Genomic DNA, 24,099 nt, shown 5'->3' on the forward strand with positions numbered 1-24,099 from the left:
CGTCAGGCGCGCAGGCTCTGATCGAAGCTGACCAGATGCGCCGCGGTCTGGCTGTCCAGGTAATGCTGCAGCCGATCGCGGCCACTTCGGTCGATCGACAAACCCAGCTTGCTGCGCCGCCAGAGAATGTCCTCGGCGGTCTGTGCCCATTCTTCGGCCATCAGATAGTCGACTTCGTGCGCATGCAGGCCGGCGCCGAAGTGCTCGCCCAGGTCCTGCACGCCATCGACCCCTTTGAGCAGCAGCCAGCTGCGACTGCCGTAGCTGCTCGCCCAGCGCTCGGCCAGGCGCTCGTCGAGCCAGGCGTGGCTCAGGCACAGCGCTTCGGTCAGCTCGCGCACGTTGCGCATGTCCTCGCCGCCGGGCAGCGGCGCATGGCGGGTCCAGGCCGGCTGCATGTGCGGGAACCAGGGCGCGAGTTCGGCGAGCGCCGCTTCGGCCAGCTTGCGATAGGTGGTCAGCTTGCCGCCGAACACCGACAGCAGTGGCGCGTCGTGCGCCTGACGCGAGAGCTCGAGGGTGTAGTCACGGGTAATCGCCGCTGGCTCGCTCGACTCGTCATCGCACAGCGGGCGTACCCCGGCATAGCTGTGGCAGATGTCGGTACGCTGCAGCGGGCGCTTGAAATGCTCGTTCACCACAGCCAGGAGGTAGTCGATCTCCTGCTCGGTGACGCGAACCTGCGCCGGGTCGCCGTGATATTCGCGGTCGGTGGTGCCGATCAGGCTGAAGCGGTCCAGATAGGGAATCACGAACACCACGCGGCGATCGCGGTTCTGCAGGACGTAGGCATGCTCGCCGTCGTACAGCCGGGGCACGATCAGGTGGCTGCCCTGAATCAGGCGGATGCCATGCGGCGACGACAGCCGCAGGTCGTCTTCGATGAACTGCGCGACCCAGGGGCCGGTGGCGTTGACCAGGGCGCGGGCGCGAATCGAGTAGCGGCTGCCATCGGCGCGCTCCAGGTGCAGGTGCCAGAGCCCCTTGCTGCTGCGTGCGCTGACGCAGCGGGTGCGGCTGTGCACATGAGCGCCGTGCTCGCGGGCGGCAATCGCATTGACGACCACCAGTCGTGCGTCGTCCACCCAGCAATCGGAGTATTCGAAACCATGGTCGAGTTCCGGTTTGAGCGGGCTGTCGGCGCCGAACCGCAGGCTGCGTGAAGCGGCCAGTCGCTCGCGCTTGCCCAGATGATCGTAGAGAAACAGGCCGGTGCGGATCAGCCAGGAGGGGCGCAGGTGCGGGCGATAGGGCAGGATGAAACGCAACGGCGTGACCAGATGCGGGGCCTTGGCGAGCAGCACCTCGCGTTCGGCCAGTGCCTCGCGCACCAGGCGCAGCTCGTAGTGTTCGAGATAGCGCAGCCCGCCATGCACCAGCTTGCTGCTTGCCGACGACGTGTGCTGCGCCAGGTCGCCCTGTTCGCAGAGAAACACGGCCAGCCCGCGGCCAGCGGCATCGGCGGCGATCCCGACGCCATTGATGCCTGCGCCAATCACGGCCAGGTCGTAGACCTCGGCTACCGGTGCGAGGAGCTTGTGCTGCATGGTCCGTCTCCTTTGTGTCCGATGGCCATGGCCGGGCAACGCGGCGCCGATGCCGGCTCGACGCGGCTGGGCTCAACGCCTAAGGTAGCGGCATTTGACCTGATGGATCATTACAGAACATGACACCGGCGATCGACCTGTTGAAAAAGAACCGCGCCGAGCACCGCGTGCACAGCTATCAGCATGACCCCAAGTCCGCGTCCTATGGTCTGGAAGCCGCTGAAAAGCTGGGCCTGGATCCCGCGCGAGTATTCAAGACGCTACTCGCCAGCACGGAGCGCAACGAGCTGGTGGTGGCCGTGGTGCCGGTGGCCGGCACGCTCGACCTGAAGGCGTTGGCGCAGGCGGCGGGCGCGAAGAAGATGGAGATGGCCGACCCGGCGGCGGCCCAGCGGGCGACCGGCTATCTGGTTGGCGGCATCAGCCCGCTGGGGCAGAAGAAGCGCCTGCGTACCTTCATCGATGTTTCGGCGCGCGCGCACCCGACGGTCTATGTCAGCGCCGGGCGCCGTGGTCTGGAAGTGGAGCTGGCCGCCGAGGTGCTGGCCGAGCACACCGCGGCCAGCTTCGCCGACATCGGCCGTAGCTGAGCATGGCTCAGAGCGGCGGCAGCTGCTCGCTCAGGTCGGTCGCATAGATGCCGGGAATGTGCAGGTCGCTCTGCACCAGTTGCTGGCCTTCCATCTGCGGCTGGGTTACCCAGGTCAGGATGTCGTAGTAGCGGCGGATGTTGGCGACGAAGTGCACCGGCTCACCGCCACGGGCATAGCCGTAGCGGGTCTTGCTGTACCACTGCTTCTGCGCCAGGCGCGGCAGCATCTGCTTGACGTCGAGCCATTTGTCGGGGTTCAGCCCCTCGGCTTCGGCGAGCTTGCGGGCGTCTTCCAGATGGCCGGCGCCGACATTGTAGGCCGCCAGGGCGAACCAGGTGCGGTCGGGCTCCTGGATGCTCTCGGGCAGGTTGTCGCGCACCTTCAGCAGATACTTGCCGCCGCCGCGAATGCTCTGCATCGGGTCAAGGCGGTTGGTCACACCCATTGCCTTGGCCGTGCGCAGCGTCAGCATCATCAGGCCGCGCACCCCGGTCTTGGAGGTGGCCTCGGGCTGCCAGTGCGACTCCTGATAGCCGATCGCCGCGAGCAGGCGCCAGTCGATGCCGACTTCCCGGGCGGTTTCGCGAAAGGTCTTTTCGTAGCGCGGCAGGCGTTGTTGCAGGTGCTTGGCAAAGGCATAGGCACCGACGTAGCCGAGCACGTCGACATGGCCGTAGTAGCGTTCACGCAGGCGCTGCAGCGTACCGTTGCGCTTGGCCTTGTCGATGAAGCTATTGGCCGCCTGCAGCAGGCTGTCGTCCTCGCCCTTGCCGAATACCCAGGCCAGGCTGTTCGGCTCGCCGACGTCGAAGCCGGTGCGGATGTTGGTGAAGTAGACCTGATTCATCGACAGCTCGTTGGACTCCACCAGGGTCAGGTCGAGCTGGCCCTCGTCGACCATGCGCAGCAGGTCGACGACTTCCACGGCGTCGGACTCTTCGTAGCGCAGCTCCGGCAGCTGGGCCTGCATGGCGGCGAGCTTCTCGGCCTGGCTGCTGCCCTTGAGCACCATGATGCGCTTGCCGACCAGGTCTTCGGCTCGCGTCGGGCGGCGCTGGCCGTTGCGGTAGACCACCTGGGTGGTGACATCCAGATACGGGTGGGTGAAACGGGCCAGGTGCTGGCGGCCTTCGGTGGCGGTCAGGCCGGCGGCGGCCAGCGACGGGCCGCCGGGGCGGTTGAGGCGGGTAAAAATGTCTTCGAGGTTGTCGGCGGTTTCGATCTGCAGCTCGACGCCCAGGTCGTCGGCGAAGCGCTTGACCAGTTCGTACTCGAAGCCGGCTTCGCCGTTGCGGTCCTGGAAGTAGGTGGCGGGACTGTTGCGGGTGATCACGCGCAGCACGCCTTCCTCCCGAACGCGCTCCAGATCGCTGGGCTTTTCGGCGCAGCTTCCGAGCATCAGGAGGATTCCGGTCGCCAGCAGCCAGGAGGCCCAGCGGTTGCGGAACGCGGTTTGAGCAAACATCGGCGCAGTATACGCAAAGGCGATCGGCCACCATATCTGGACAGCCGGGCGCGCGTCTGCTAGTGCAGGCGGCCGGCAAGGCGCGCGGCGCTGCCGGAGCGGCGACAATTCCCGCCTGTGGCGGGGCGCGGCGGGCCTGGCTGCGGATAGGCGCATGCGGCGAAGCGTGACGCGCACCTCGTAACCGGAGGTGACGGTGGCTTTGCCTGGAAGTGTTTCGCCTTGTCCGACCCGGGCCGAGTGGCGACAATCGCGCCCGTCCATCCGGCAGGCGACACGCGCGAACAATGAGCGGCGAGCAACTCAAACCCTGGTACGTCTATCTGGTCCGCGCGGCTAACGGAGCGCTTTATTGCGGCATCAGCGATGATGCCGAGCGTCGCTTCGCCGCCCATCGGCAAGGCCGGGGGGCGCGTTTCTTTCGTTCGAGCCCGGCCGTTGCCCTTGTCTACACCGAGCGCTGTGCGAGCAAGGGCGAAGCCCTGCGCCGCGAACTGGCGATCAAGCGGCTGACCAAGGCGGCCAAGGAAGCACTGGCCCGGCCGGCTTCGTCCGGTGAATGCCCGGGCAATCAGCACAACGGCTAGGCTCGTTCGGACCTGGCGGCTAAGCTCTGACGACTCATCCATCGGCGGAGCCGGCCATGCACGAACTCATCCTGCACCACTATCCCACCTCGCCATTCGCCGAGAAGGCGCGTCTTCTGCTGGGCTTCAAGCAGTTGTCGTGGCGCTCGGTAACCATTCCGCCGGTGATGCCAAAGCCGGACCTGACCGCCCTGACCGGCGGTTATCGGCGCACGCCGGTGCTGCAGATCGGCGCGGATATCTATTGCGACACCGCCCTGATCGCGCGTCGCCTCGAAGCGGAAAAGGCCACGCCGGCGCTGTTCCCCGAAGGCCAGGAGTTCGTTGTCGCGGCGCTGGCGCAGTGGGCTGACTCGGTGCTGTTCCTCAACGCGGTGAGCCTGATGTTCCAGCCGGCCTCCCTGGCGCTGCGCTTTGCCGAGGTGCCCAAGGCCTTTGCCGAGGCGTTCAGCAAGGATCGTGCGCAGCTGTTCAGCAGTGGTTCGGTGAGCCGGATCCCGCTGGAGCAGGCAAAGAACGACTGGCCGACCTTCATGGCCCGGCTGCAGCAGCAACTGGCGCGCGAGGAAGGCGAATTCCTGTTCGGCTCGGCGCCGTCGCTGGCGGATTTCGCCGTTGCGCACTGCCTGTGGTTCCTGCGCGCTACGCCGGTGACCTCGGTGCTGGTCGACGAGCATGCGGACGTCGTCAGCTGGCTGGACAAGGTGCTGGCGGTCGGTCACGGCTCATTCAGCGAGATGTCTTCGGCCGAGGCCGTCGACGTGGCGGCAGCGGCCGAGCCGGCTGCACTGCCCGAGCAGGCGTTCAGCGAGCCCAATGGGTTCACCCTGGGCCAGCGGGTGGCCGTGGCGCCGGTCGATTATGGGGTCGACCCGGTCGAAGGCGAGCTGGTGTTCGCCGGGGACGAAGAGATCATCGTGCGGCGGGAGGACCCGCGGGCCGGGCAGGTGCAGGTGCATTTCCCCCGCGTCGGCTATCGGCTGGAGGCGCGCTGACACCTGGCGAGGCCGCCTGCTGCCGGCTGCGTTGCGCCGCGAGCTGACGGAAGTAGGCGAGGCGCTCGTAGCACAGCGTCAGCTCGCCGCCGATGCGGTTGAACCAGGCGTCCGGTGCGCCGCAGCTGGTCAGACGCAAGACCAGGTCGCGTGGCAGTTCGAAGGTCTCGCTGGCCCGGCGCGCGACCGCTTCGAGCTCGCCTGACGCCCGCACCTTGGCCAACAGCTCGGCGCCGCCGGCCAGATGTCCGGGTGGCGGGTCGTAGATCACCGTGATGCGATGGCGTACCGGCTCATCGACCGGCCGCCGATAGTAGTCGCGAAACCACGCGACCGCCTGCGCGACCTGCTGGTATTCGTCCGTGCAATACAGGGCCCGGTCGATCGGCAGGCCGCTGACCTCCAGCACCCATTCGTGCCGATCCGGGTCGCTGCCATAGGCGAGGCAGGCGATGTTGTAGAAGCGCTGCGCGTCCAGGGCGTGGCTGTCCCACAGCGGAACTTCGTCCGCGCTGCCCTTGGCGTTCTGCCACTCCAGGCGCCAGTAGTCGGCGACATCCATCAGCTTGTTGTAGAAATCGGCCTCGTGCTGCTCGCGTTGCAACAGAAACAGCCCCATGAACCCGAGCTGGTCGGCGGCGTCCTCCTCGCGGCCGAGGACTGGAATCTGCAGCTCGCTGATCAGCAGATGTCCCATTTCGTGCATCAGGGTGAATTCGGCGTTGGCCACGGTGAAGCGCACCTCGTCGGCTTCGCTTGCCTGGCCTGCGCTGCAGAACAGCCAGCCCGTCGCCAGCAACAGGACAGCCAGCGGGCGCCTCATGGAATGGCGTCCAGGTCGTGGTGGTCGAACGGTGCCGGGCGCCTGGGCCAGTCGAGCGCCAACTGCTCGAAGGCCTTGGCCAGGAGGCTGGCGACCAGCAGGTCGCGTAGCCAGCGGTGGTCGGCGGGTATCACGTACCAGGGCGCGGCGTGGCTGTCGCTTTCGATCAGCACCTGCGCCCATTCGGCCTGGCGCGCGGCAAAGCTGCGATGGCCGAGCAGGTCGCCGGGGCTGAGCTTCCAGCGCTTGTCGGGCGCATCCAGCCGGCGGTGCAAGCGGCGCTTCTGCTCGGCATGGGAAATCTGCAGATAGCACTTGAGTGGGCGGATGGCCGCGGTTGCCAGCTGCTGTTCGAAGTGCCGCACTTGCTCCAGGCGCAGCGGTACGTCCTCGGCGCGGCACAGGCCGTCACGGCGGTCGCTGACCAGGCTCTCGTAGTAGCTGCGGTTGAAGACGCCGAGTTGCCCGGGCGTCGGCAGTGCGTGGCGATAGCGCCAGAGAAAGCCATGGGCCTGTTCGTCCGGCGTCGGTGGCTGAAAGCCCGTGACCTTCAGGGCGATCGGGTCGAGTCCGGCCAGCACCCGCCGGATCACGCCGTTCTTGCCGGCACAATCGGGCCCCTGCAGGACCAACAGCAGGGCGTCCCGACGATTGGCCCAGAGCATGGTCTGCTGTTCGCGCAGCCAGGGTTTTAGCCGGGCGAGCCGTTCGAGTGCCTGCTCACGGTCGAGGCCGAAGCGGCGTGCCGGATCGCCGGCGAACGGTGCCGCCGGGTCCAGCCGGCAGGCGTCGAGCACGTCATCGGGCAGGCGCGCCACGGGCGATCTATTCCTTGCGCCGCTTGAGCTGATCCTTCAGCTGAGTGGGCAGCTGGCGAATGATCAGCATGTCGCGGGCCTCGTCGTACTCGATCTTGGAGCCCAGCAGGTGCGACTCGAAGCTGATCGACAGCCCCTCGGCGCGCCCGGTGAAACGACGGAACTGGTTGAGGGTGCGCTTGTCCGGCGGGATCTCTGGCGACAGGCCGTAATCCTTGTTGCGGATGTGCTCGTAGAAGGCCCGTGGGCGCTCCTCGTCGATCACGCCGGACAGTTCCTCGAGCGTCATCGGCTCACCGAGCCGGGCCTGGGCGCTGGCGTAGTCCACCAGCGCGCTGGTCTTTTCGCGCGCCTGTTCCTCCGGCAGGTCTTCGCTTTCGACGTAGTCGCTGAAGGCCTTGAGCAGGGTGCGGGTCTCGCTCGGGGCGTCGACGCCTTCCTGGCAACCGATGAAGTCGCGGAAGTATTCCGAGACCTTCTTGCCGTTCTTGCCCTTGATGAAGGAGATGTACTGCTTTGACTGCTGGTTGTTTCGCCATTCGGAGATATTGATCCGCGCGGCGAGATGCAGTTGCCCGAGGTCCAGGTGCTTGGCTGGTGCCACGTCCAGCGCGTCGGTGACGGTCACTCCTTCGCTGTGGTGCAGCAGCGCGATGGCCAGGTAGTCGGTCATGCCCTGCTGATAATGGGCGAACAGCACGTGGCCGCCAGTAGACAGGTTCGACTCGTCCATCAGCTTCTGCAGATGCTCGACCGCCTGCCGGCTGAAGGCAGTGAAGTCCTGGGCGCCGTCCAGGTACTGGGCCAGCCAGCCGCTGAACGGATAGGCGCCGGACTCCTCGTGGAACAGGCCCCAGGCCTTGCCCTGCTTGGCGTTGTAGCTCTCGTTGAGGTCGGCAAGCAGGTTCTCCATCGCCTGCGACTCGCCGAGCTCGCTATCGCGGGCATGCAGGGTCGAGGCTGAGCCGTCGGGTTTCTTGTCGATCAGGTGGACGATGCAATGGCGGATCGGCATGGTGATCTCATGTTGGGCAAATCAGATGCGGGCAGTTTAACCGAGCTGACCGGCGGCGGATGAGTGTTCCCTGGCCGGGATGTCCGAGTAGACTGGTCGTCTTTTTCTCAGGAAAACGATCATGGCAATGAACTGGCGTACGTGCGGCTGGTTGCTGCTCGGGGCTTCCCTGATTCTGGCGATCTCGCTTGGCGTGAGGCATGGCTTTGGCCTGTTTCTGGCGCCGATGAGCGCCGAGTTTGGCTGGGGGCGGGAAACGTTCGCCTTCGCCATCGCCCTGCAGAACCTGGTCTGGGGACTGGTGCAGCCGTTCACCGGCGCGGCAGCCGATCGCTTCGGTGTAGCGCGCACCGTGCTGATCGGGGGGCTGCTCTACGCGGCGGGCCTGGCGCTGATGGCGGCGGCCGATACTCCGGCCTCGCTGAGCCTCAGCGCAGGCGTGCTGATCGGCCTGGGGCTTTCCGGTACATCGTTCTCGGTGATTCTCGGTGCGGTCGGCCGCGCCGTACCGGCCGAGCAGCGCAGCATGGCCATGGGTATCGCCAGTGCAGCCGGCTCCTTCGGGCAGTTCGTCATGCTGCCGGGGAGTCTCGGCCTGATCCAGTGGCTGGGCTGGTCTACCGCCTTGCTCGCGCTCGGCATGCTGGTGGCATTGATCGTGCCTCTCGCAGCGATGATGCGCGGCCAGCGTGAGGCTCCGGGAGCGCCCGGTGTGCAGCAGTCGCTTGGCGAGGCTTTGCGCGAAGCGGCGGGGCACTCGGGCTTTCGCCTGCTGGCGCTGGGCTTTTTCGTCTGCGGCTTTCAGGTGGTGTTCATCGGCGTGCACCTGCCTGCGTATCTGGTCGACAACCACTTGCCGGCGCAGGTCGGCACCACCGTGCTGGCGCTTGTCGGGCTGTTCAACGTGGTTGGCACCTACACCGCCGGCTGGCTGGGCAGCTGCTATTCCAAGCCTCGGCTGCTTGCCGGCCTGTACCTGATTCGCGCGGTGGTGATCAGCCTGTTCCTGCTGGCGCCGCTGACGGAGTGGTCGGCCTATGCCTTCGGGATCGCCATGGGGCTGCTATGGCTGTCGACCGTGCCGCTGACCAACGGCACGGTGGCGACGCTGTTCGGGGTGCGCAACCTGTCCATGCTCGGCGGCATCGCATTTCTGTTCCATCAGTTGGGTTCGTTCTTCGGCGGTTGGCTCGGTGGCTGGCTGTATGACCGCACCGGCAGCTACGACCTCGTCTGGCAGATCGCGATTGCGCTGAGCCTGATGGCGACGCTGCTCAACTGGCCGATACGTGAGCAGCCGGTGGCCCGCCTGCGCGAGCCGGAGCTGGCGTCGTGAGGCTGTTCTGGCCGCTGCTGGCCGCGGCCCTGGCCTTGCTGGCGCTGCTGGCCTGGTGGGGTTGGCAGCGCGGCGGCTTGGCGCTGCTGCAGTTGGGGCTCGGTACTTGCTGAGCAGTTCGTCGCCATTGGGCGAAAAACGCGTCAGGACGGGAATCAATCGGGGTTCATGGGCTCCAACAAGCGAGACGGGCAGCGGAGCTGTCGTCGAATCGTAACCGAAGCCATGTAAAAAGCTGCCGAGCAGTTTTTTGGAGCCAGAAATGTCCACCCTCACCGAACTCGCCCAACACATCGCCAAGCTCTACCCGCTGCAGGACAAGCAGGCCGGCAAGCGCTACCGCGTGGTAGGCGAGCTGGCCGGCATGACCGAACTCGAAGAGATCAACGGCGAGCCGCGTTACATCCAGACCCTGGCGCTGAAAAACCCGCAGCGCTGGGAAATCGCCGTCTGATCGTCAGCTTCGCCCGACGTCAGCCTTCGGCGCGCGCGTGCGGCTGGCGAGCCACGCTGCCCGGCGGCCGGCATCGAGATAGCTCCAGGCCACGAAACGGCTGCGCTTCTGGCCCTGAGCCATGTCGACCACGCGAACGTCCCGAGCGCCCAGCTTGTTCAGGCGGGTCGCCAGCGGCTCGACATTGCCGCCCTTCGAGACGAGCGTACTGAACCACAACACCTGATCGGCAAAGGCCCGGCTCTCGTCGGCGAGGCGGGCGACGAATGCCGCTTCGCCGCCATCGCACCAGAGCTCTGCCGCCTGACCGCCGAAGTTCAGCACCGGCAGCTTGCGCTTGGGATCGAGTTTGCCGAGATTGCGCCATTTGCGCCGGCTACCGCTGCTGGCTTCGGCCGCCGAGGCGTGGAACGGCGGGTTGCAGAGCGTCGCCTCGAACCGATCGCCGGCGGCGAGCAGCCCGGTGAAAATCTGCTTGGGCTCGGCCTGCCGGCGCAGCGCGACTGCCCCGGTGAGCCGATTGGCGCGGATGATGTTGTCCGCCGATGCCAGCGCCGTGGCATCGATGTCCGAGCCGGTGAAGCGCCAGCCATATTCACGATGACCGATCAGCGGAAAGATGCAGTTGGCGCCGGTGCCGACATCCAGCAGGCGAATGAATTTGCCACGCGGTATGTCGCCGCCGTTGTCTTCGGCCAGCAGATCGGCCAGGCCGTGGAGATAGTCCGCCCGTCCCGGTACCGGCGGGCAGAGATAGCCGGGCGGTATATCCCAGTGTTCGATGCCATAGAACAGCCGCAGCAGCGCTCGATTGAACACCTTGACCGCTTCCGGATCGGCAAAATCGATGCTCGGTTTGCCATAGGGGTTGAGAATGACGTAGTCGCCCAGTGGCGGGCAGGCGGCGATCAGGCGGGCAAAGTCATAGCGGCCGCTGTGGCGGTTACGCGGATGCAGGGCGGCCTTGCTGGTCGGGCGGGGTGATTTGCTGGCAGGCATGGGCGTCGGCGGTACGGAGCGGGCGGCTATTGTCCCATATGTCCGACGGCTGTCGACGCCCGCCTGCGGCCTGTCGGGGCTAGCGAACGCGCGGCACCATGAGCATCCACAGCAGCCCCCAGAGCAGCGCACCGGCGCCGAGCCAGAAGGCGCTGTGCAGGCTACCGCCCTGACCGACCCAGAGGCTGGTCAGCCAGGGGGCCGCCAGTTGGGTCAGGCTATAGAGTGCAATCAGGGCCGCCGACAGGCGCGGCCCCTGATGAGGATGCAGTGTGCGGGCCAGGCGCTGGGTCAGCAGCACGGTGCCGAGGAAGGTCCCGCCGACCAGCACCGCGCAGAGCAGGATGCCGAGAGCGCCGGGCAGCAACAGGGCGGCGAGCACGCCGATCAGCTGGGCCAGATAACTCAGCCTGAGCGCGATGTCGTCGCCCAGCCGTACGCCCAGTCGATTCCATAGCCAGGGTGAGGGCAGGGTGGCGACGGCGACCACCAGCCAGCTGCTGTCGATCAGAAAGTCGCCCGGCTCGACTTGCAGGCGCGCAACCATCGGCAGAAAGGTCATCGGCAGGATGTAGCCCATGCCGGCGCCGGCATAGGAGAGAAACAGCGGCGTGCTCGAGCGATCGAGCAGACGACCGCTGGGGCTCGCATGGCTGGTCGTTTGGGGCGCCTGGTCGGGCATGTCCAGCCGCGCCAGCTGTCGCCAGCCCCACCAGGCCAGCGGCACCGACAGCAACGCGGCCGGCCACCAGCGATCGGCGCCGGACAGCAGGCCATCGCTCAGGCTGACCAGCAGGCTGGAGAGGATCAGGCCGACGCAGACCCCGAGATACACCAGGCCGCTGGACGAGGCACGCTGCTGGCGCGCCAGCCATTCGAGAATGAGTGAAGGGCCCTGTACGAACACCAGGCCGTTGGCGATCCCGTTGGCCAGCCGCAGGGCGGCCAGGGCGTCGGCCGAGTCGGCCTGGGTCTGCAACAAGCTGCTCAACACGTGCAGCAGCAGAGCCCAGGGCAGCGAGCGGCGGATCTGCGCGACGCTGTGCCAGCGCAGCGCGAGCAACGCACCGATCAGATAGCCCAGATAGTTCCAGCTGGCGATGCTGGCGCCCTGCTGGATCGTCAGCAGGCCGTCCTCGACGAGCCAGGGCAGCAGCGGGGTATAGACGAAACGGCCGAGGCCGTGCACGACGAGCAGCAGGATGGCCCCGGCAAGCAGCACCGGGAAAAGAGCAGGGCGTTGAGACATCGTTCGTTCTTATCCGTTTTTCGGCCGAGCTTACCGCGTGCCCGGTCCCAGCGGCCATGCCACTTTCGCGGTGCGCGGCCTTAGAACGGGAACAACAGCGGTATCAGCCCCACTGCGAGCAACAGCACGAGGAGGGTGAACGGCACGCCGACCCGGACGAAGTCGGCAAAGCGATAGCCGCCCGGGTTCAGTACCAGGGTATTCACTGGTGATGAAATGGGCGTCATGAAGGCTGCCGAGGCCGCCAACGCCACGGTCATCGCGAAGGGGTAAGGCGAGGCCCCCAGGTGCTCGGCAGTAGAGATGGCCACGGGCGCCATCAGCACCGCCGTCGCCGTGTTGGATATGAACAGGCCGGTCAGCGCGGTGATGATGAACAGGCAGGCGAGCAGTGCCAGCGGGCCTGCATCGCCGAACAGGCCAATCAGACCGTCGACCACTAGGGCGATGCCGCCGGTCTTCTGCAGCGCCAGCGCAAAGGGCAGCATGCCAACGATCAACACCAGGCTCTGCCAGTGGATGGCCTTGTAGGCGCTGTCCATGTCGATGCAGCGGAACAGGCCCATCAGCAGGCAACCGATGAGCGCGCAGAGCACGTTGGGCAGCGTGCCGCTGACCATCAGGCCCACCATCACCGCGACCGCAAGCAGGGCGAACGGCGCCTGCCGCGCCGCCGGCGCGACATCGTCGACCTCTGCCGGCAGGCTGAGCACGAGAAAGTCGCGGCTCAGCCCCTGCAGGCGATGGATGTGCTTCCAGCTGCCGGCCACCAGCAGGGTGTCGGCCGCCTTGAGCTTCTCGTCCACCAGCAGACCGTCCAGCGCCCGCTGCTGGCGACGCAGCCCCACGACGTTGAGCTTGTGACGGCTGCGAAAGCCGAGCTCCTGAATGGTCTTGCCCGGCAGACGCGAGTCAGGAGGCAGAGCCACTTCGGCGAGGCCAAGTTCCTGAGCGTGGTCGCGGTAGTAGGAGTTCGACAGATGCAGCGGCTCCAGCCCTAGTTCGTCAAAGGCGCCGAGCAAACCGATGGCGGGGCTGGCGATATCGGCCAGCAGCACGTCGCCGACGAGCAGTTCGGTGTTGCTGGTGGCCATCAACAGCAGTCGGCGAAAGCGATGCTGGCGCTCGATTGCGATGACGTTGATGCCGTACTGCTTGCGCAATTCGAGGCCGTCGAGGATGCGATTGGCCAGCACCGAGCCTGGCCGCAGCCGCAGACGGCGTTCGCGCTCGGCCAGGTGATAGGCGTCGCAGAGATCGGCGAGCGACAGGCGCGGCGTGGCCGCACGTTGCTGGGCTGGCCGGTCCAGCCAGCGTCGGGCCAGCAACATGTACACGATGCCGAGCGCCAGCACCGCCAGCCCCAGAGGAGTGAAGGAAAAGAAGCCGAAGCCCTCCAGGCCTGCGCGCCGCAGCTCGCTGTTGACCACCAGGTTGGGCGGCGTGGCCACCAGAGTGAGCATGCCGCTGATCAGGCCGGCGAAGGCCAGCGGCATCATCAGGCGATTGGCTGCCGACTGCGTGCGTGCGGCGATCCCCAGCACCACGGGGATGAAGATCGCGACCACGCCCGTGGAGCTCATCACCGAGCCGAGCCCGGCGACGGCGAGCATCAGCAGGACCAGCAGACGGGCCTCGCTGCTGCCGGCGCTGCGCACCAGCCAGGCGCCTAGGCGATAGGCGATGCCGGTGCGCACCAGGCCATCGCCAATCACGAATAGCGCGGCGATCAGCACCACGCTCGGGTCGCTGAAACCGGCCAGTGCCTCGTTGACCGAAAGCACGCCGGACAACGGCAGGGCGATCATGGCCAGCAGCGCCACCACATCCATGCGCGGTCGATTCAGAACGAACAGGATGACGCAGGTGGCGAGCAGGACGAGGACCAGTAGCAGATCGCCGTTCATGGCTCAGGGGTAGCCGAGCAGGGCCTTGATCTGTGCCAGATTGGCTTCGACCCAGCTCCGATCGATCGGCCCCCAGTCGCGGATCTCGTAGTGTCCGGCGTTGTGTCGCTCGCCGGCGTCCTGGTGGAACCGGCAGTCGATATCCAGTTCCGCCAGGGCGGCGAGCGTGTCCTGCGCGGTACGCCGCGGCATGCCGGTCGCCTCGGTCAGCGCCGGTACGCTGGTCGCCGTGCCGCTGTCGATCAGCCAGGCGACGTAGAGACGGCGGTAGAAGCTCGTACGAGTCTTGCTGACGGTCATGATCGTGTCCCTGGCCGGTTGACGCTCAACTCAGCAACAGCATGCCGATGTAGGTCGCCGCGCCGGCGGTATAGCCGAGGAAGGCCAGCAGGCTGACACGCTTGAGATACCAGATAAAGCTGATCTTCTCCATGCCCATGGCGGCCACACCGGCGGCCGAGCCGATGATCAGGCTGCTACCGCCGGTACCGGCACAGTAGGCCAACAGCTCCCAGAAGGTGCCGTCGACGACGAACTGACTCAGCCAGCCGGTTTCATGCGGCGCAGCGGCTGCAAGTATTTGCGGGCTGACCAGCGGGTACATCTTCATCGCGCCGGCCACCAGCGGCACGTTGTCCACCACTGCCGAGAGCAGACCGATCGCGTAGTTGATGGCATAGACGTTGCCCAGCGATTCGCGCAGCAGGGTAGCGACCTGGGTCAGATGGCCGGCGGTCGCCAGGCTGGAGACGGCGAGCAGGATGCCGAGGAAGAACAGTACGCTCGGGGTATCGACCTTGCGCAAGACCCCGACCACCGACAGCGGATGCTTGTCTTCGGCGTTCTTCTTGCGGTGCACGATTTCGGTCGCTACCCAGAGCACGCCCAGGCCGAACAGGATGCCCATGTACGGCGGCAGATGAGTGACGGTCTTGAATACCGGCACGAAGAGCAGTGAGCCCAGGCCCAGCGCCAGAACCAGGTTGCGCTCGAAGACGGTGGTCGACGGTGGCTGCTTCTCGGCCAGGTGCGCGCGCGGGCGCGGGCGCGGGGCCTCGCCGCGCAGGCTGAAAGTGAGGATCAGCAGGGGCACCAGCAGGCAGATCAGGCTCGGCAGGAACAGCCCGGTAATCACCCCGGTCGCCGAGATCTGCGTGCCGATCCAGAGCATGGTGGTGGTGACGTCGCCGATCGGCGACCAGGCGCCGCCGGCGTTGGCGGCAATCACCACGACGCCGACATACAGCCAGCGCTCGGGACGGCCGCGGATCAGCTTGCGCAGTAGCGAGACCATGACGATCGTGGTCGTCAGGTTGTCGAGCACGGCGGACAGGAAAAAGGTGATCAGGCCGATGATCCACAGCAGATTGACGCGCTTGCGGGTCTGGATGCGGTCGGTGATGACCTTGAAGCCTTCGTGCGAATCGATGAGCTCGACGATGGTCATGGCACCGAGCAGGAAGAACAGGATCTCGGAGACCTCGCCCAGGTGGTGGCGCAGGGCTTCGACGACTACCACCGACGAATCGGCCGGGTCATGGCTGCCGTGCTCGAGCAGCGGCAGGATCTGGTCCGCTCCCAGTACCAGTACGGTCCAGGTAAGAACGGCGGTGAGGATGGCGGCCGCGGCCTTGTCGATCTTCAGGGGGTGTTCGAAGGCTATGCACAGATAGCCGATGACGAACACTACTGCCATGAGCACATACATCGGTGGGTCTCCATTTCCAAGAACCGGCTCGAGCGTTTCACTCGATGCTGGCAGACCTGCGGCCGATGGCTGGCTGGCGAAACAAGTCGGAACCGATGGTTGCGGGCCGGGGCCGGCGAAAACGGTTATGGAGTCAGCGACGTCTAAGAGGCGTTGTCGTTGAGTCGGAGCTCATTTCAGGTTGCCGAGCGGCTGTGCATGCCGTGCGTCTACCAGATGCAATAGGGTGTTTCGGGTGCGGCGGCATAGTGTAACAGCCGGAGCGGCTGTTACTTGTCATCGATCAAGACCGCCGTGTTTGCCAGGCGAGCCCCGGCGGAGGGCTCGCCCGTGCGAGGTCACAGGCTGGCGATACGCGCGCGCTGCTCGACCAGCTTGGCACGCGCCTGCTCGGCCTCGGCCAGCTTGGCGCGCTCCTTGTCGATGACCTGCGGCGGCGCCTTGTCGACGAAGCCGGCGTTGGCCAGCTTGCCGCCGACACGCTGGACCTCGCCGTCCAGGCGCGCGATTTCCTTGTCCAGGCGCGCCAGCTCGGCATCCTTGTCGATCAGGCCGGCCATCGGCACCAGCACCTGCAGGTCGCCGACCAGGGCAGTGGCAGCCAACGGGGCGTCTTCACCCTGGCCGAGCACGCGAATGCTCTCCAGCTTGGCCAGCTTCTTGAGCAGCGGCTCGTTGTCGGCCAGGCGTCGCTGGTCTTCGGCCGAGGCGTTGCCCAGCACCACGTCGATACGCTTGGCCATGGAGATGTTCATTTCGCCGCGGATCTGGCGAATGCCCAGCATGAAGGCCTTGACCCACTCGATGTCGCCTTCGGCGGCTTCGTCGAGGCGCTCCGGGTTGAACTCCGGCCAGGGCTGCAGCATCAGGGTCGGACCGGACTTGCCAGCCAACGGTGCAACGCGCTGCCAGATTTCCTCGGTGATGAACGGCATGAACGGGTGAGCCAGTCGCAGTGCCGTCTCCAGCACGCGGACCAGGGTGCGACGGGTGCCGCGCTGGCGCTCGGCCGAAGCGTTCTCGTCCCACAGTACCGGCTTGACCAGCTCCAGGTACCAGGCGCAGTACTCGTCCCAGATGAACTCATAGAGTGCCTGGGCGGCCAGGTCGAAGCGGAAGGCCTCGAGCTGACGATTGACCTCGGCTTCCGTGCGCTGCAGCGAAGAGATGATCCAGCGGTCGACCGAGGACAGTTCGACCGCCTCGCCACCCACCCCGGTGTCCTTGCCTTCGGTGTTTTCGAAGACGAAGTTGGCCGCGTTCCAGATCTTGTTGCAGAAGTTGCGATACCCCTCGACACGGCCCATGTCGAACTTGATGTCGCGGCCGGTAGAGGCCAGTGAGCAGAACGTGAAGCGCAGGGCGTCGGTACCGTAGCTGGCGATGCCTTCGGGGAATTCGGCCTTCGTCTGCTTGGCGATCTTCTCGGCGAGCTTGGGCTGCATCATGCCGCTGGTGCGCTTTTGCAGCAGGGTTTCCAGCTCGATGCCGTCGACGATGTCCAACGGGTCGAGCACGTTGCCCTTGGACTTGGACATCTTCTGGCCTTGCGCATCACGCACCAGGCCGTGGACGTAGACGGTCTTGAACGGGATCTGCCCGGTCAGGTGGGTAGACAGCATGATCATCCGGGCGACCCAGAAGAAAATGATGTCGAAACCGGTGACCAGTACGTCGGTCGGGTGGAAGGTCTTGAGGAAGTCGGTCTGCTGCGGCCAGCCGAGGGTCGAGAAGGTCCACAGGCCCGAGCTGAACCAGGTATCCAGCACGTCCTCGTCCTGGCGCAGCTCGACGTCGTTGCACAGGTTGTACTTGTTGCGCACTTCCACTTCGTCGCGGCCAACGTAGACGTTGCCGGCTTCGTCATACCAGGCGGGGATGCGATGGCCCCACCACAGCTGGCGGCTGATGCACCAATCCTGGATGTCGCGCATCCAGCTGAAGTACATGTTTTCGTACTGCTTGGGCACGAACTGGATCTGCCCGCTCTCAACCGCGCGGATGGCCTTTTCGGCGAGCGGCTTGGTCGATACGTACCACTGGTCGGTCAGCCAGGGCTCGATGATGGTGCCCGAGCGATCGCCGCGCGGTACCTTCAGTGCGTGGTCGTCGATCTTTTCCAGCAGGCCCATGGCCTCGAACTCGGCAACGATGGCCTTGCGCGCATCGAAGCGGTCCATGTGCGCATAGCCATCCGGCAGGCTCGGGTCGATGCGGTCGTTGACGCTGCCGTCGATGTTGAACACCTGCGCGCGGGCCAGTACGCAGGCGTTCTGGTCGAAGATGTTGATCAGCGGCAGGTGGTGGCGCTTGCCGACTTCGTAGTCGTTGAAGTCGTGGGCCGGAGTGATCTTCACGCAGCCGGTGCCGAACTCGAGGTCGACGTAGTCGTCGGCGACGATGGGGATCAGGCGGTTGACCAGCGGCAGCATGACGTGGCGGCCAATCAGATCCCTGTAGCGCTCGTCCTCGGGATGAACGGCGACGGCGGCATCGCCGAGCACGGTTTCCGGGCGGGTGGTGGCGACCACCAGGTAGTCCTTGCCATCGGCGGTGCGCGCACCGTCAGCCAGCGGATAGCGCAGGTGCCAGAGGTGGCCCTTCTCGTCGTGGTTCTCCACTTCCAGATCGGAGATCGCGGTGTGCAGCTTGGTATCCCAGTTGACCAGGCGCTTGCCGCGATAGATCAGCCCGTCCTCGTGCAGGCGGACGAACGCTTCCTTGACCGCTTCGGAAAGACCGGCGTCCATGGTGAAGCGCTCGCGGGACCAGTCGACCGAGGAGCCCAGACGGCGGATCTGCCGGGTGATGTTGCCACCCGACTCCTCCTTCCACTGCCAGACCTTTTCGAGAAACTTCTCGCGCCCCAGGTCATGACGGCTGACACCCTGCGCGGCCAATTGGCGCTCGACCACCATCTGCGTGGCGATCCCGGCGTGGTCCGTTCCCGGTTGCCACAGCGTCTTGCGCCCTTGCATGCGACGCCAGCGAATCAGCGCGTCCATGATCGCGTTGTTGAAGCCGTGGCCCATGTGCAGGCTGCCGGTGACGTTCGGCGGCGGAATCATGATGGTGTACGGCTCGCCCGAGCCCTGGGGCGCAAAGTAGTTGTTCGATTCCCAGGTCTGGTACCAGGAGGTCTCGATGGCGTGCGGCTGGTAGGTCTTGTCCATGCGGCGGGACCCTTAAGAACGGCTGATCGGAAAAACGCGCAAGTATAAAGGCAAAACGCCCCGGCGCAGTTCTTGGAGGCGCTTTTTGCCGAGCGGGCGCCGCGAATGCGGCGCGAGAGTCGAACGTCGCCCTGGCTCAGGAGCGCGGCGCGCGGATCAGCTGATCGACTCGGCTTTGCAGGCGGCGTTTGAGCTCGGCTTCGATCTGCGGCACGAAGTCGTCGATGACCTCCTGCAGGATCAGATTTGCAGCGGTGCGCAGCTCATGGTCGAGATGGCGTTCGGCGAGCGAGCGAAACGCGGTACGTACGGCCGGCTCCCGGGGCTCCGTGGCTTGCGCGGCGGCCGGCTGCGCTGGCTGGGCAGGCTCGACGACGTCGCGCAGGGTCGGGATGGCGTCGGCATCGAACTCGCTCGGGGCAACGTCGTCGCTGTCGAGCAGGGCGCGAATCGACTCGAGGTCGTGGAGCAGTTCGGCAGGCTTGCTGGGCGTTTTAGGTGTCATCGCAGTGCGGTCCGGGTGGCGCGTCCGAGCGGGTTCAGAGTTCGACCCTTTTGGGGTCATAGCCGTGCCGCCGATACTGGCGGAAGTTGTCACGGCTGAGCGCCAGGCGTTCCGGTTCCTGGTTGACGATTTCGATCACCCGGCTGAACTGGTCCAGATGTGTCGACAGGGTGGGTGCCAGGTTCACCAGCAGGCCCTGAGGCTGTGCCGGTACTTCATCACCTCCGAGCACGACCGGCGATTGCGGATCGTCGATGAAGCGATCGTGCGGGATGAAGCGTTCGGCGCGAAAGTGCCACAACAGATCGTCGAGCGCGTCGCGCTGCGCGTCATTCTCGCAGCGCACGAAGACCCGCATGCCATGCTGCCAGCCCTTGGCGGCGAGCTGGCAAGCCACGCGCAGGCGGCTGGCCGGTTCGGCATCGGGCAGCACGTAGAACTCGACGCGCGTCATGGTCGTGCGCCGGAACGCGCGGCGATCCGGTTAAGCATTCAGCCCACCTGGTCCAGCAGGTATTGGGTGAGCAGCGGTACCGGCCGGCCGGTCGCGCCTTTCTCCTTGCCGCCGCTGACCCATGCGGTGCCGGCGATGTCCAGGTGCGCCCAGGGGTAGGCCTTGGCGAAGCGCGAAAGGAAGCAGGCCGCGGTAATGGTGCCCGCCTTCGGGCCGCCGATGTTGGCGATGTCGGCGAACGGGCTGTCGAGCTGCTCCTGGTATTCATCGAACAGCGGCAATTGCCAGGCGCGATCCGCTGCGGCTTCACCTGCCTCGCGCAGCTGGTCGATCAGGTTCTGGTCGTTGCCCAGCAGGCCGGAGGTGTTGCTGCCCAGCGCAACGATGCAGGCGCCGGTGAGCGTGGCCACGTCGATCACCGCGCGTGGCTTGAAACGCTCGGCGTAGGTCAGGGTATCGCAGAGCACCAGGCGCCCTTCGGCATCTGTGTTGAGAATCTCGACCGTCTGGCCGCTCATGGTGGTGACGATGTCGCCCGGCCGCGTAGCGCCGCCACTGGGCATGTTCTCGGCGCAAGCCAGCAGGCCGACGAGGTTGATCGGCAGCTGCATTTCTACGACGGCACGGAAGGTACCAAGCACGCTGGCAGCACCGCACATGTCGTACTTCATCTCGTCCATGCCCAGCCCGGGCTTGAGGCTGATGCCGCCAGTGTCGAAGGTGATGCCCTTGCCGACCAGCGCATAGGGCTGCTCATTCTTCTTCGCACCGTTGTATTGCAATACCACCAGGCAGCCCGGCTGCTCGCTGCCCTGGGCCACGGCGAGGAAGGCACCGGCGCCGAGTTCGCGCAGCTTCTTCTCGTCGAGCACCTCGACCTTCAGCGACTTGTGGTTCTTGGCCAGTTGACGAGCCTGCTCGGCCATGAAGTTCGGGTGGCAGTGGTTCGGTGGCAGGTTGCCCAGGTCGCGGGCCAGCGCCATGCCGGCGGCGATGGCGCTGGCTTGGCGGGCGGCACGCTCGAAGCTGTCTTGTTGCGATTTTTCGCAGAGCAGGATGACCTTCTTCAGTGCGCGCGGATCGGCCTTCTTGCTCTTGAAACGATCGAACTGGTACTCGCCGTCAGCGAGGATCTCGACCAGCAGGCGTGTGGCGGCGTAGGCATCGCGATTCTTCACCTGCACGTCATGCAGCGCGAGCGCGGCGTCGCTGCCGCCGAGGCCTTTCAGCGCACCGGCAATCGCGCCGACGATCTTGCGCCACTGGCGCGTATCCAGGTCTTCCGTCTTGCCGGTGCCGACCAGCAGCAGGCGCTCGGCCTTGAGCCCGGGGATGTCGTGCAACAGCAGCGTCTGGGCAGCCTTGCCGCCGAGGTCGCCGCGCTTGAGGATGGCCGAGATGGCGCCTCCTGTCGCGAGATCGACGCTGCGGGCGTGCTCGCCAAGGCTGCGGTCGTCGCCAACGGGCAGAACCAGCGTGGCAGTTTTCAGCGAAGGCGCTTTGACGGTCTTTACAACGAATTCCATGACGGGTGTCCCCAAGACAAAGAGTCGGGTTTGCAGGATAATGCCGGGCTTGTTTTCCGGTGGTTCGTCTGCCGGGTCGTCGGCGCATCGTGCCCGGCGGCCTGCCGCGGCGGGCCGGTTACGGCGGCTAGTTTGAGCGTAGCCGCCGGAGCCTGACAACCCTGGAGTGTCCGGTTTGATCGTCTTTCGCTACCTGTCCCGCGAGCTGTTGATAACCCTCAGTGCCGTTAGTGCCGTGCTGTTGGTGATCATCATGAGCGGCCGCTTCATCAAATACCTGGCGCAGGCTGCACAAGGCCTGCTCGATCCGGGCGTGCTACTGCTGATCATGGCGTTCCGGTTGCCGGGTTTCCTGCAGCTCATCCTGCCGCTGGGGCTGTTCCTCGGCATTCTGCTGGCCTACGGCCGGCTGTATCTGGACAGCGAAATGACGGTGCTGTCGGCGACCGGCATGAGTCAGCGTCGTCTGGTGCTCTACAGCATGGCGCCGGCTGCGCTGGTCGCTGCGCTGGTCGGCTGGCTGAGCTTGGGCCTGGCGCCGCAGGGCATCGCCCAGGTCGACCGGATCCTCAATCAGCAGGATTCGTTGACCGAGTTCGACACCTTGATGCCGGGGCGCTTCCAGACGCTGCGCGATGGTTCGCGAGTGACCTATACGCGCGAATTGTCGGCCGATGGGCGCGAGCTCTCCGGCGTCTTCATCTCCGAAACGACCACGGCAACCCGTGCCGCCAAGGATCGTGGGGTATCGGTGCTGGTGGCCGAGCGAGGCCGTCAGGAGGTGCAGGACGATGGTAGTCGTTACCTGATTCTGGAGAACGGCTATCGCTATGACGGCAAACCCGGCCAGGCCGACTATCGAAAGATCCAGTACGACACCTATGGCGTCCTGTTGCCCAGGCCCGAGGTCAGTCTCGAGCTGAGCGAGCGCGAGGCGATGCCGACTCGCGAGCTGCTCGGTCAGGACGATGTCCGTTTGCGCTCTGAATTGCAGTGGCGGCTGTCATTACCCGTGCTGGTCTTCATCGTGACACTGCTCGCCGTGCCGCTGGCCAGGGTCAATCCGCGCCAGGGGCGCTTCCTCAAGCTCCTGCCGGCAATCCTTCTATACATGTCCTACCTGGCGTTGCTGATTGCGGCGCGGGGCGCGCTGGACAAGGGGCGTATTCCCATGGCGCTCGGGCTCTGGTGGGTGCACGGCGTGTTCCTCGGCATCGGTCTTTTGATGCTGTTCTGGGAGCCTTTGCGGCTCAGGTTCAAGAAGCGCCGCGCGGTGGAGGTGATCGGTGGCTAAGCTGGATCGCTACATCGGTGTGCACGTCTTTCTCGCCATTCTCTCGGTGCTCGGCGTCATCGTCGGGTTGGCTTTGCTGTTCGCCTTCATCGACGAGCTTGGCGATGTCGAGGGCGGCTACGGGCTGCTGCAGGCGCTCGAGTATGTGCTGCTGACAACGCCGCGCAGGCTCTACGAGATGTTGCCGATGGCCGCGCTGATCGGCTGTCTGATCGGCCTGGGCACGCTTGCCAGCAACAGTGAGCTGACCATCATGCGCGCGGCGGGTGTGTCGCTGGGGCGCATTGTCGTCGCGGTAATGAAGCCGATGCTGGTGCTGCTTCTGATCGGCGTGCTCGTTGGCGAATATGTCGCGCCGCGCAGCGAGGATGTGGCTCAGGCACGCCGCTCGCTCGCGCAGAGTGCGGGCGAGGCACAAAGCAGCAAGCGCGGTCTCTGGCATCGACAGGGCGACGAGTTCGTCCACGTCAACGCAGTACAGCCCGGCGGTGTATTGCTGGGTGTGACGCGTTACCGCTTCGACGACGAGCGCCGGCTGTTGTCGGCCAGCTTTGCCCGTCGTGCCGAATACCAGGGCGAATACTGGCAACTGACCGATATCGCGACCACGCATTTTTTGGGTGACCACACCGAGGTACGCAAGGCGTCAGAAGAGCGCTGGGACGTCCAATTGACCCCGCAATTGCTGGGCACGGTGGTGGTCGAGCCGGAGGCGTTGTCCATCACCGGATTGTGGCGTTACATCCACTATCTGGCCGACCAGGGATTGAACAATGGTCGCTACTGGCTGGCATTCTGGACCAAGACGCTGCAGCCACTGGTGACCGTCTCGCTGGTGCTGCTGGCGATCTCCTTCATCTTCGGGCCGCTGCGTTCGGTCACGCTCGGCCAGCGCATCTTTACCGGCGTGGTCGTCGGTTTCGTCTTCCGCATCATTCAGGATCTGCTGGGGCCGGCGAGCCAGGTATTCGGCTTCTCTCCGTTGCTGGCAGTCGTGCTGCCAGCGACGCTTTGTGCCTTGATCGGCGCCTGGCTGTTGCGGCGGGCGGGGTGATGGCAGGCCCCGTCTCCGGTCGGCGGCGGGGCTTACTTCTTGTGGATGTTCTTCGGTAGCTGCACGGCCTGACTTTCCGAATAGATGTCATGCCAGGTCCGCTTTTCCTTGTCCCATAGCATCCAAAGGAAGCCGAGGCCAAGGCAGAGCCAGGAGAGAATCGCCAGCAGAAAGCGCAATAACGCCTGCCAAAGGTCGATGGCGCTGCCATCCTTGTTCTGGATGCGAATGCCCCAGACCTGCATGCCGAGCGTCTGGCCGTTGTGGGTCCAGAACTTGGCGAAAAAGCCAAAAAGGCTGAACAAGAGAAGCGTCGACAGTAGCGGATCGATATCAAGCCCCCCGGTATCCGCCAGCGCTTTGAGTTGTACGCTGCCATAGAACAGGCGCAGCAGTACCTGCTGATAGAACAGGGTGACCACCATCATCAGGGCGATGCATAGCAGGCTGTCGTAGAACATCGCCGCGAATCGGCGGACGATGCCGGCGGCAGGGAATTGTCCCTGCGGGGTGAGCATGTGTTTGCGCATGTCGGGTCTCGAAAGGCTGGACGGCGCGTAGTGTACGAAAACCAGGCACAAAAAAGCCCCTGATGTT

General features: G+C 65.5%; 22 protein-coding genes. 7 read left to right on the forward strand and 15 right to left on the reverse strand.

Annotation, left to right across the window (positions count from 1 at the left end; genetic code table 11):
- Positions 1–2: 2 nt before the first annotated feature.
- Positions 3–1,547, reverse strand: a complete 1,545-nt coding sequence (gene glpD / locus CL52_RS05740; RefSeq protein ID WP_043219054.1) for a glycerol-3-phosphate dehydrogenase — start codon at positions 1,545–1,547, stop codon at positions 3–5.
- 119 nt (positions 1,548–1,666) lie between these two features.
- On the opposite strand from glpD, the gene ybaK reads away from it, so the two are divergent.
- Positions 1,667–2,137 carry a Cys-tRNA(Pro) deacylase gene (ybaK, locus tag CL52_RS05745; protein WP_041107245.1) on the forward strand — a complete coding sequence of 157 codons (471 nt, stop codon included), beginning with the start codon at positions 1,667–1,669 and terminating at the stop codon, positions 2,135–2,137.
- Between the two features lie 7 nt (positions 2,138–2,144).
- On the opposite strand, the gene mltF is transcribed toward ybaK, so the two are convergent.
- A complete protein-coding gene (gene mltF / locus CL52_RS05750; RefSeq protein ID WP_041107243.1) occupies positions 2,145–3,605 on the reverse strand; it encodes a membrane-bound lytic murein transglycosylase MltF in 1,461 nt (486 codons plus the stop codon).
- Between the two features lie 287 nt (positions 3,606–3,892).
- On the opposite strand from mltF, the gene CL52_RS05755 reads away from it, so the two are divergent.
- Both CL52_RS05755 and CL52_RS05760 read left to right on the forward strand, forming a co-directional pair.
- Positions 3,893–4,192 carry a GIY-YIG nuclease family protein gene (locus CL52_RS05755; protein ID WP_041107241.1) on the forward strand — a complete coding sequence of 100 codons (300 nt, stop codon included), beginning with the start codon at positions 3,893–3,895 and terminating at the stop codon, positions 4,190–4,192.
- A 56-nt stretch (positions 4,193–4,248) separates the two neighbouring features.
- A complete protein-coding gene (locus tag CL52_RS05760) occupies positions 4,249–5,187 on the forward strand; it encodes a glutathione S-transferase family protein (RefSeq protein ID WP_043219057.1) in 939 nt (312 codons plus the stop codon).
- On the opposite strand, the gene CL52_RS05765 is transcribed toward CL52_RS05760, so the two are convergent.
- The 3 genes from CL52_RS05765 to yejK are packed head-to-tail and all read right to left on the reverse strand — an operon-like array spanning position 5,105 to position 7,843.
- On the reverse strand, positions 5,105–6,010 hold the full coding sequence (locus tag CL52_RS05765; protein WP_082041973.1) for a DUF4344 domain-containing metallopeptidase: 906 nt from the start codon (positions 6,008–6,010) through the stop codon (positions 5,105–5,107). The two genes, CL52_RS05760 and CL52_RS05765, sit on opposite strands and share 83 nt — an antisense overlap.
- Positions 6,007–6,828 (reverse strand): polyphosphate kinase 2 family protein, encoded by an 822-nt coding sequence (locus CL52_RS05770; protein WP_043219059.1) that lies wholly within the window; start codon positions 6,826–6,828, stop codon positions 6,007–6,009. Before CL52_RS05770 ends, CL52_RS05765 begins: the two co-directional genes overlap by 4 nt.
- A 7-nt stretch (positions 6,829–6,835) precedes the next feature.
- On the reverse strand, positions 6,836–7,843 hold the full coding sequence (gene yejK, locus CL52_RS05775) for a nucleoid-associated protein YejK (protein WP_041107235.1): 1,008 nt from the start codon (positions 7,841–7,843) through the stop codon (positions 6,836–6,838).
- A 121-nt stretch (positions 7,844–7,964) separates the two neighbouring features.
- On the opposite strand from yejK, the gene CL52_RS05780 reads away from it, so the two are divergent.
- Complete coding sequence (locus tag CL52_RS05780; protein WP_043219060.1) at positions 7,965–9,179, forward strand: MFS transporter; 1,215 nt, start codon at positions 7,965–7,967, stop codon at positions 9,177–9,179.
- Between the two features lie 262 nt (positions 9,180–9,441).
- Positions 9,442–9,633, forward strand: a complete 192-nt coding sequence (locus CL52_RS05785; protein WP_041107232.1) for a hypothetical protein — start codon at positions 9,442–9,444, stop codon at positions 9,631–9,633.
- 3 nt (positions 9,634–9,636) lie between these two features.
- On the opposite strand, the gene rlmF is transcribed toward CL52_RS05785, so the two are convergent.
- The 9 genes from rlmF to CL52_RS05830 form a co-directional block, all read right to left on the reverse strand.
- Entirely contained in the window at positions 9,637–10,632 is a 996-nt protein-coding gene (gene rlmF, locus CL52_RS05790; protein ID WP_043219061.1) for a 23S rRNA (adenine(1618)-N(6))-methyltransferase RlmF, read from the reverse strand.
- A gap of 79 nt (positions 10,633–10,711) precedes the next feature.
- On the reverse strand, positions 10,712–11,881 hold the full coding sequence (locus CL52_RS05795) for a YbfB/YjiJ family MFS transporter (protein ID WP_043219063.1): 1,170 nt from the start codon (positions 11,879–11,881) through the stop codon (positions 10,712–10,714).
- An 80-nt stretch (positions 11,882–11,961) separates the two neighbouring features.
- Positions 11,962–13,788, reverse strand: coding sequence for an SLC13 family permease (locus tag CL52_RS05800; protein WP_043219066.1), 1,827 nt, complete (start codon positions 13,786–13,788; stop codon positions 11,962–11,964).
- A 3-nt stretch (positions 13,789–13,791) separates the two neighbouring features.
- Positions 13,792–14,088 (reverse strand): winged helix-turn-helix domain-containing protein, encoded by a 297-nt coding sequence (locus CL52_RS05805; protein ID WP_043219068.1) that lies wholly within the window; start codon positions 14,086–14,088, stop codon positions 13,792–13,794.
- Positions 14,089–14,113: 25 nt separating this feature from the next.
- Positions 14,114–15,496, reverse strand: a complete 1,383-nt coding sequence (nhaD, locus tag CL52_RS05810; protein WP_043219069.1) for a sodium:proton antiporter NhaD — start codon at positions 15,494–15,496, stop codon at positions 14,114–14,116.
- Positions 15,497–15,834: 338 nt separating this feature from the next.
- On the reverse strand, positions 15,835–18,669 hold the full coding sequence (locus tag CL52_RS05815; RefSeq protein ID WP_043219071.1) for a valine--tRNA ligase: 2,835 nt from the start codon (positions 18,667–18,669) through the stop codon (positions 15,835–15,837).
- Between the two features lie 136 nt (positions 18,670–18,805).
- Complete coding sequence (locus tag CL52_RS05820; RefSeq protein ID WP_043219073.1) at positions 18,806–19,174, reverse strand: hypothetical protein; 369 nt, start codon at positions 19,172–19,174, stop codon at positions 18,806–18,808.
- 34 nt (positions 19,175–19,208) lie between these two features.
- The gene (locus CL52_RS05825) at positions 19,209–19,628 is read right to left on the reverse strand and encodes a DNA polymerase III subunit chi (protein WP_043219074.1); all 420 of its coding nucleotides are present in this window, start codon (positions 19,626–19,628) and stop codon (positions 19,209–19,211) included.
- Positions 19,629–19,666: 38 nt separating this feature from the next.
- On the reverse strand, positions 19,667–21,154 hold the full coding sequence (locus CL52_RS05830) for a leucyl aminopeptidase (RefSeq protein WP_043219075.1): 1,488 nt from the start codon (positions 21,152–21,154) through the stop codon (positions 19,667–19,669).
- 175 nt (positions 21,155–21,329) lie between these two features.
- Here CL52_RS05830 and lptF point away from each other — a divergent pair, with 175 nt between their 5' ends.
- Both lptF and lptG read left to right on the forward strand, forming a co-directional pair.
- A complete protein-coding gene (lptF, locus tag CL52_RS05835; protein ID WP_043219076.1) occupies positions 21,330–22,448 on the forward strand; it encodes an LPS export ABC transporter permease LptF in 1,119 nt (372 codons plus the stop codon).
- Positions 22,441–23,502, forward strand: a complete 1,062-nt coding sequence (lptG, locus tag CL52_RS05840) for an LPS export ABC transporter permease LptG (protein ID WP_043219078.1) — start codon at positions 22,441–22,443, stop codon at positions 23,500–23,502. The genes lptF and lptG overlap by 8 nt, the downstream gene beginning before the upstream one ends.
- 32 nt (positions 23,503–23,534) lie before the next feature.
- Here the strand turns inward: lptG and CL52_RS05845 are convergent, their stop codons facing one another.
- Positions 23,535–24,032, reverse strand: coding sequence for an RDD family protein (locus tag CL52_RS05845; protein WP_043219079.1), 498 nt, complete (start codon positions 24,030–24,032; stop codon positions 23,535–23,537).
- Between the last annotated feature and the right edge of the window lie 67 nt (positions 24,033–24,099).

The organism is Stutzerimonas balearica DSM 6083 (genome assembly GCF_000818015.1).
GTDB lineage: Bacteria > Pseudomonadota > Gammaproteobacteria > Pseudomonadales > Pseudomonadaceae > Stutzerimonas > Stutzerimonas balearica.

Bases quoted from the DNA above. Each gene is read 5' to 3' on its own strand.
- CL52_RS05765 (WP_082041973.1), bottom strand. From the start codon at position 6,010: ATGAGGCGCCCGCTGGCTGTCCTGTTGCTGGCGACGGGCTGGCTGTTC.
- CL52_RS05760 (WP_043219057.1), top strand. From the start codon at position 4,249: ATGCACGAACTCATCCTGCACCACTATCCCACCTCGCCATTCGCCGAG.
- rlmF (WP_043219061.1), bottom strand. From the start codon at position 10,632: ATGCCTGCCAGCAAATCACCCCGCCCGACCAGCAAGGCCGCCCTGCAT.
- CL52_RS05780 (WP_043219060.1), top strand. From the start codon at position 7,965: ATGGCAATGAACTGGCGTACGTGCGGCTGGTTGCTGCTCGGGGCTTCC.
- CL52_RS05830 (WP_043219075.1), bottom strand. From the start codon at position 21,154: ATGGAATTCGTTGTAAAGACCGTCAAAGCGCCTTCGCTGAAAACTGCC.
- CL52_RS05820 (WP_043219073.1), bottom strand. From the start codon at position 19,174: ATGACACCTAAAACGCCCAGCAAGCCTGCCGAACTGCTCCACGACCTC.
- CL52_RS05800 (WP_043219066.1), bottom strand. From the start codon at position 13,788: ATGAACGGCGATCTGCTACTGGTCCTCGTCCTGCTCGCCACCTGCGTC.
- CL52_RS05805 (WP_043219068.1), bottom strand. From the start codon at position 14,088: ATGACCGTCAGCAAGACTCGTACGAGCTTCTACCGCCGTCTCTACGTC.
- ybaK (WP_041107245.1), top strand. From the start codon at position 1,667: ATGACACCGGCGATCGACCTGTTGAAAAAGAACCGCGCCGAGCACCGC.
- CL52_RS05845 (WP_043219079.1), bottom strand. From the start codon at position 24,032: ATGCGCAAACACATGCTCACCCCGCAGGGACAATTCCCTGCCGCCGGC.
- CL52_RS05755 (WP_041107241.1), top strand. From the start codon at position 3,893: ATGAGCGGCGAGCAACTCAAACCCTGGTACGTCTATCTGGTCCGCGCG.
- CL52_RS05825 (WP_043219074.1), bottom strand. From the start codon at position 19,628: ATGACGCGCGTCGAGTTCTACGTGCTGCCCGATGCCGAACCGGCCAGC.
- CL52_RS05795 (WP_043219063.1), bottom strand. From the start codon at position 11,881: ATGTCTCAACGCCCTGCTCTTTTCCCGGTGCTGCTTGCCGGGGCCATC.
- yejK (WP_041107235.1), bottom strand. From the start codon at position 7,843: ATGCCGATCCGCCATTGCATCGTCCACCTGATCGACAAGAAACCCGAC.
- CL52_RS05815 (WP_043219071.1), bottom strand. From the start codon at position 18,669: ATGGACAAGACCTACCAGCCGCACGCCATCGAGACCTCCTGGTACCAG.
- nhaD (WP_043219069.1), bottom strand. From the start codon at position 15,496: ATGTATGTGCTCATGGCAGTAGTGTTCGTCATCGGCTATCTGTGCATA.
- glpD (WP_043219054.1), bottom strand. From the start codon at position 1,547: ATGCAGCACAAGCTCCTCGCACCGGTAGCCGAGGTCTACGACCTGGCC.
- mltF (WP_041107243.1), bottom strand. From the start codon at position 3,605: ATGTTTGCTCAAACCGCGTTCCGCAACCGCTGGGCCTCCTGGCTGCTG.
- CL52_RS05785 (WP_041107232.1), top strand. From the start codon at position 9,442: ATGTCCACCCTCACCGAACTCGCCCAACACATCGCCAAGCTCTACCCG.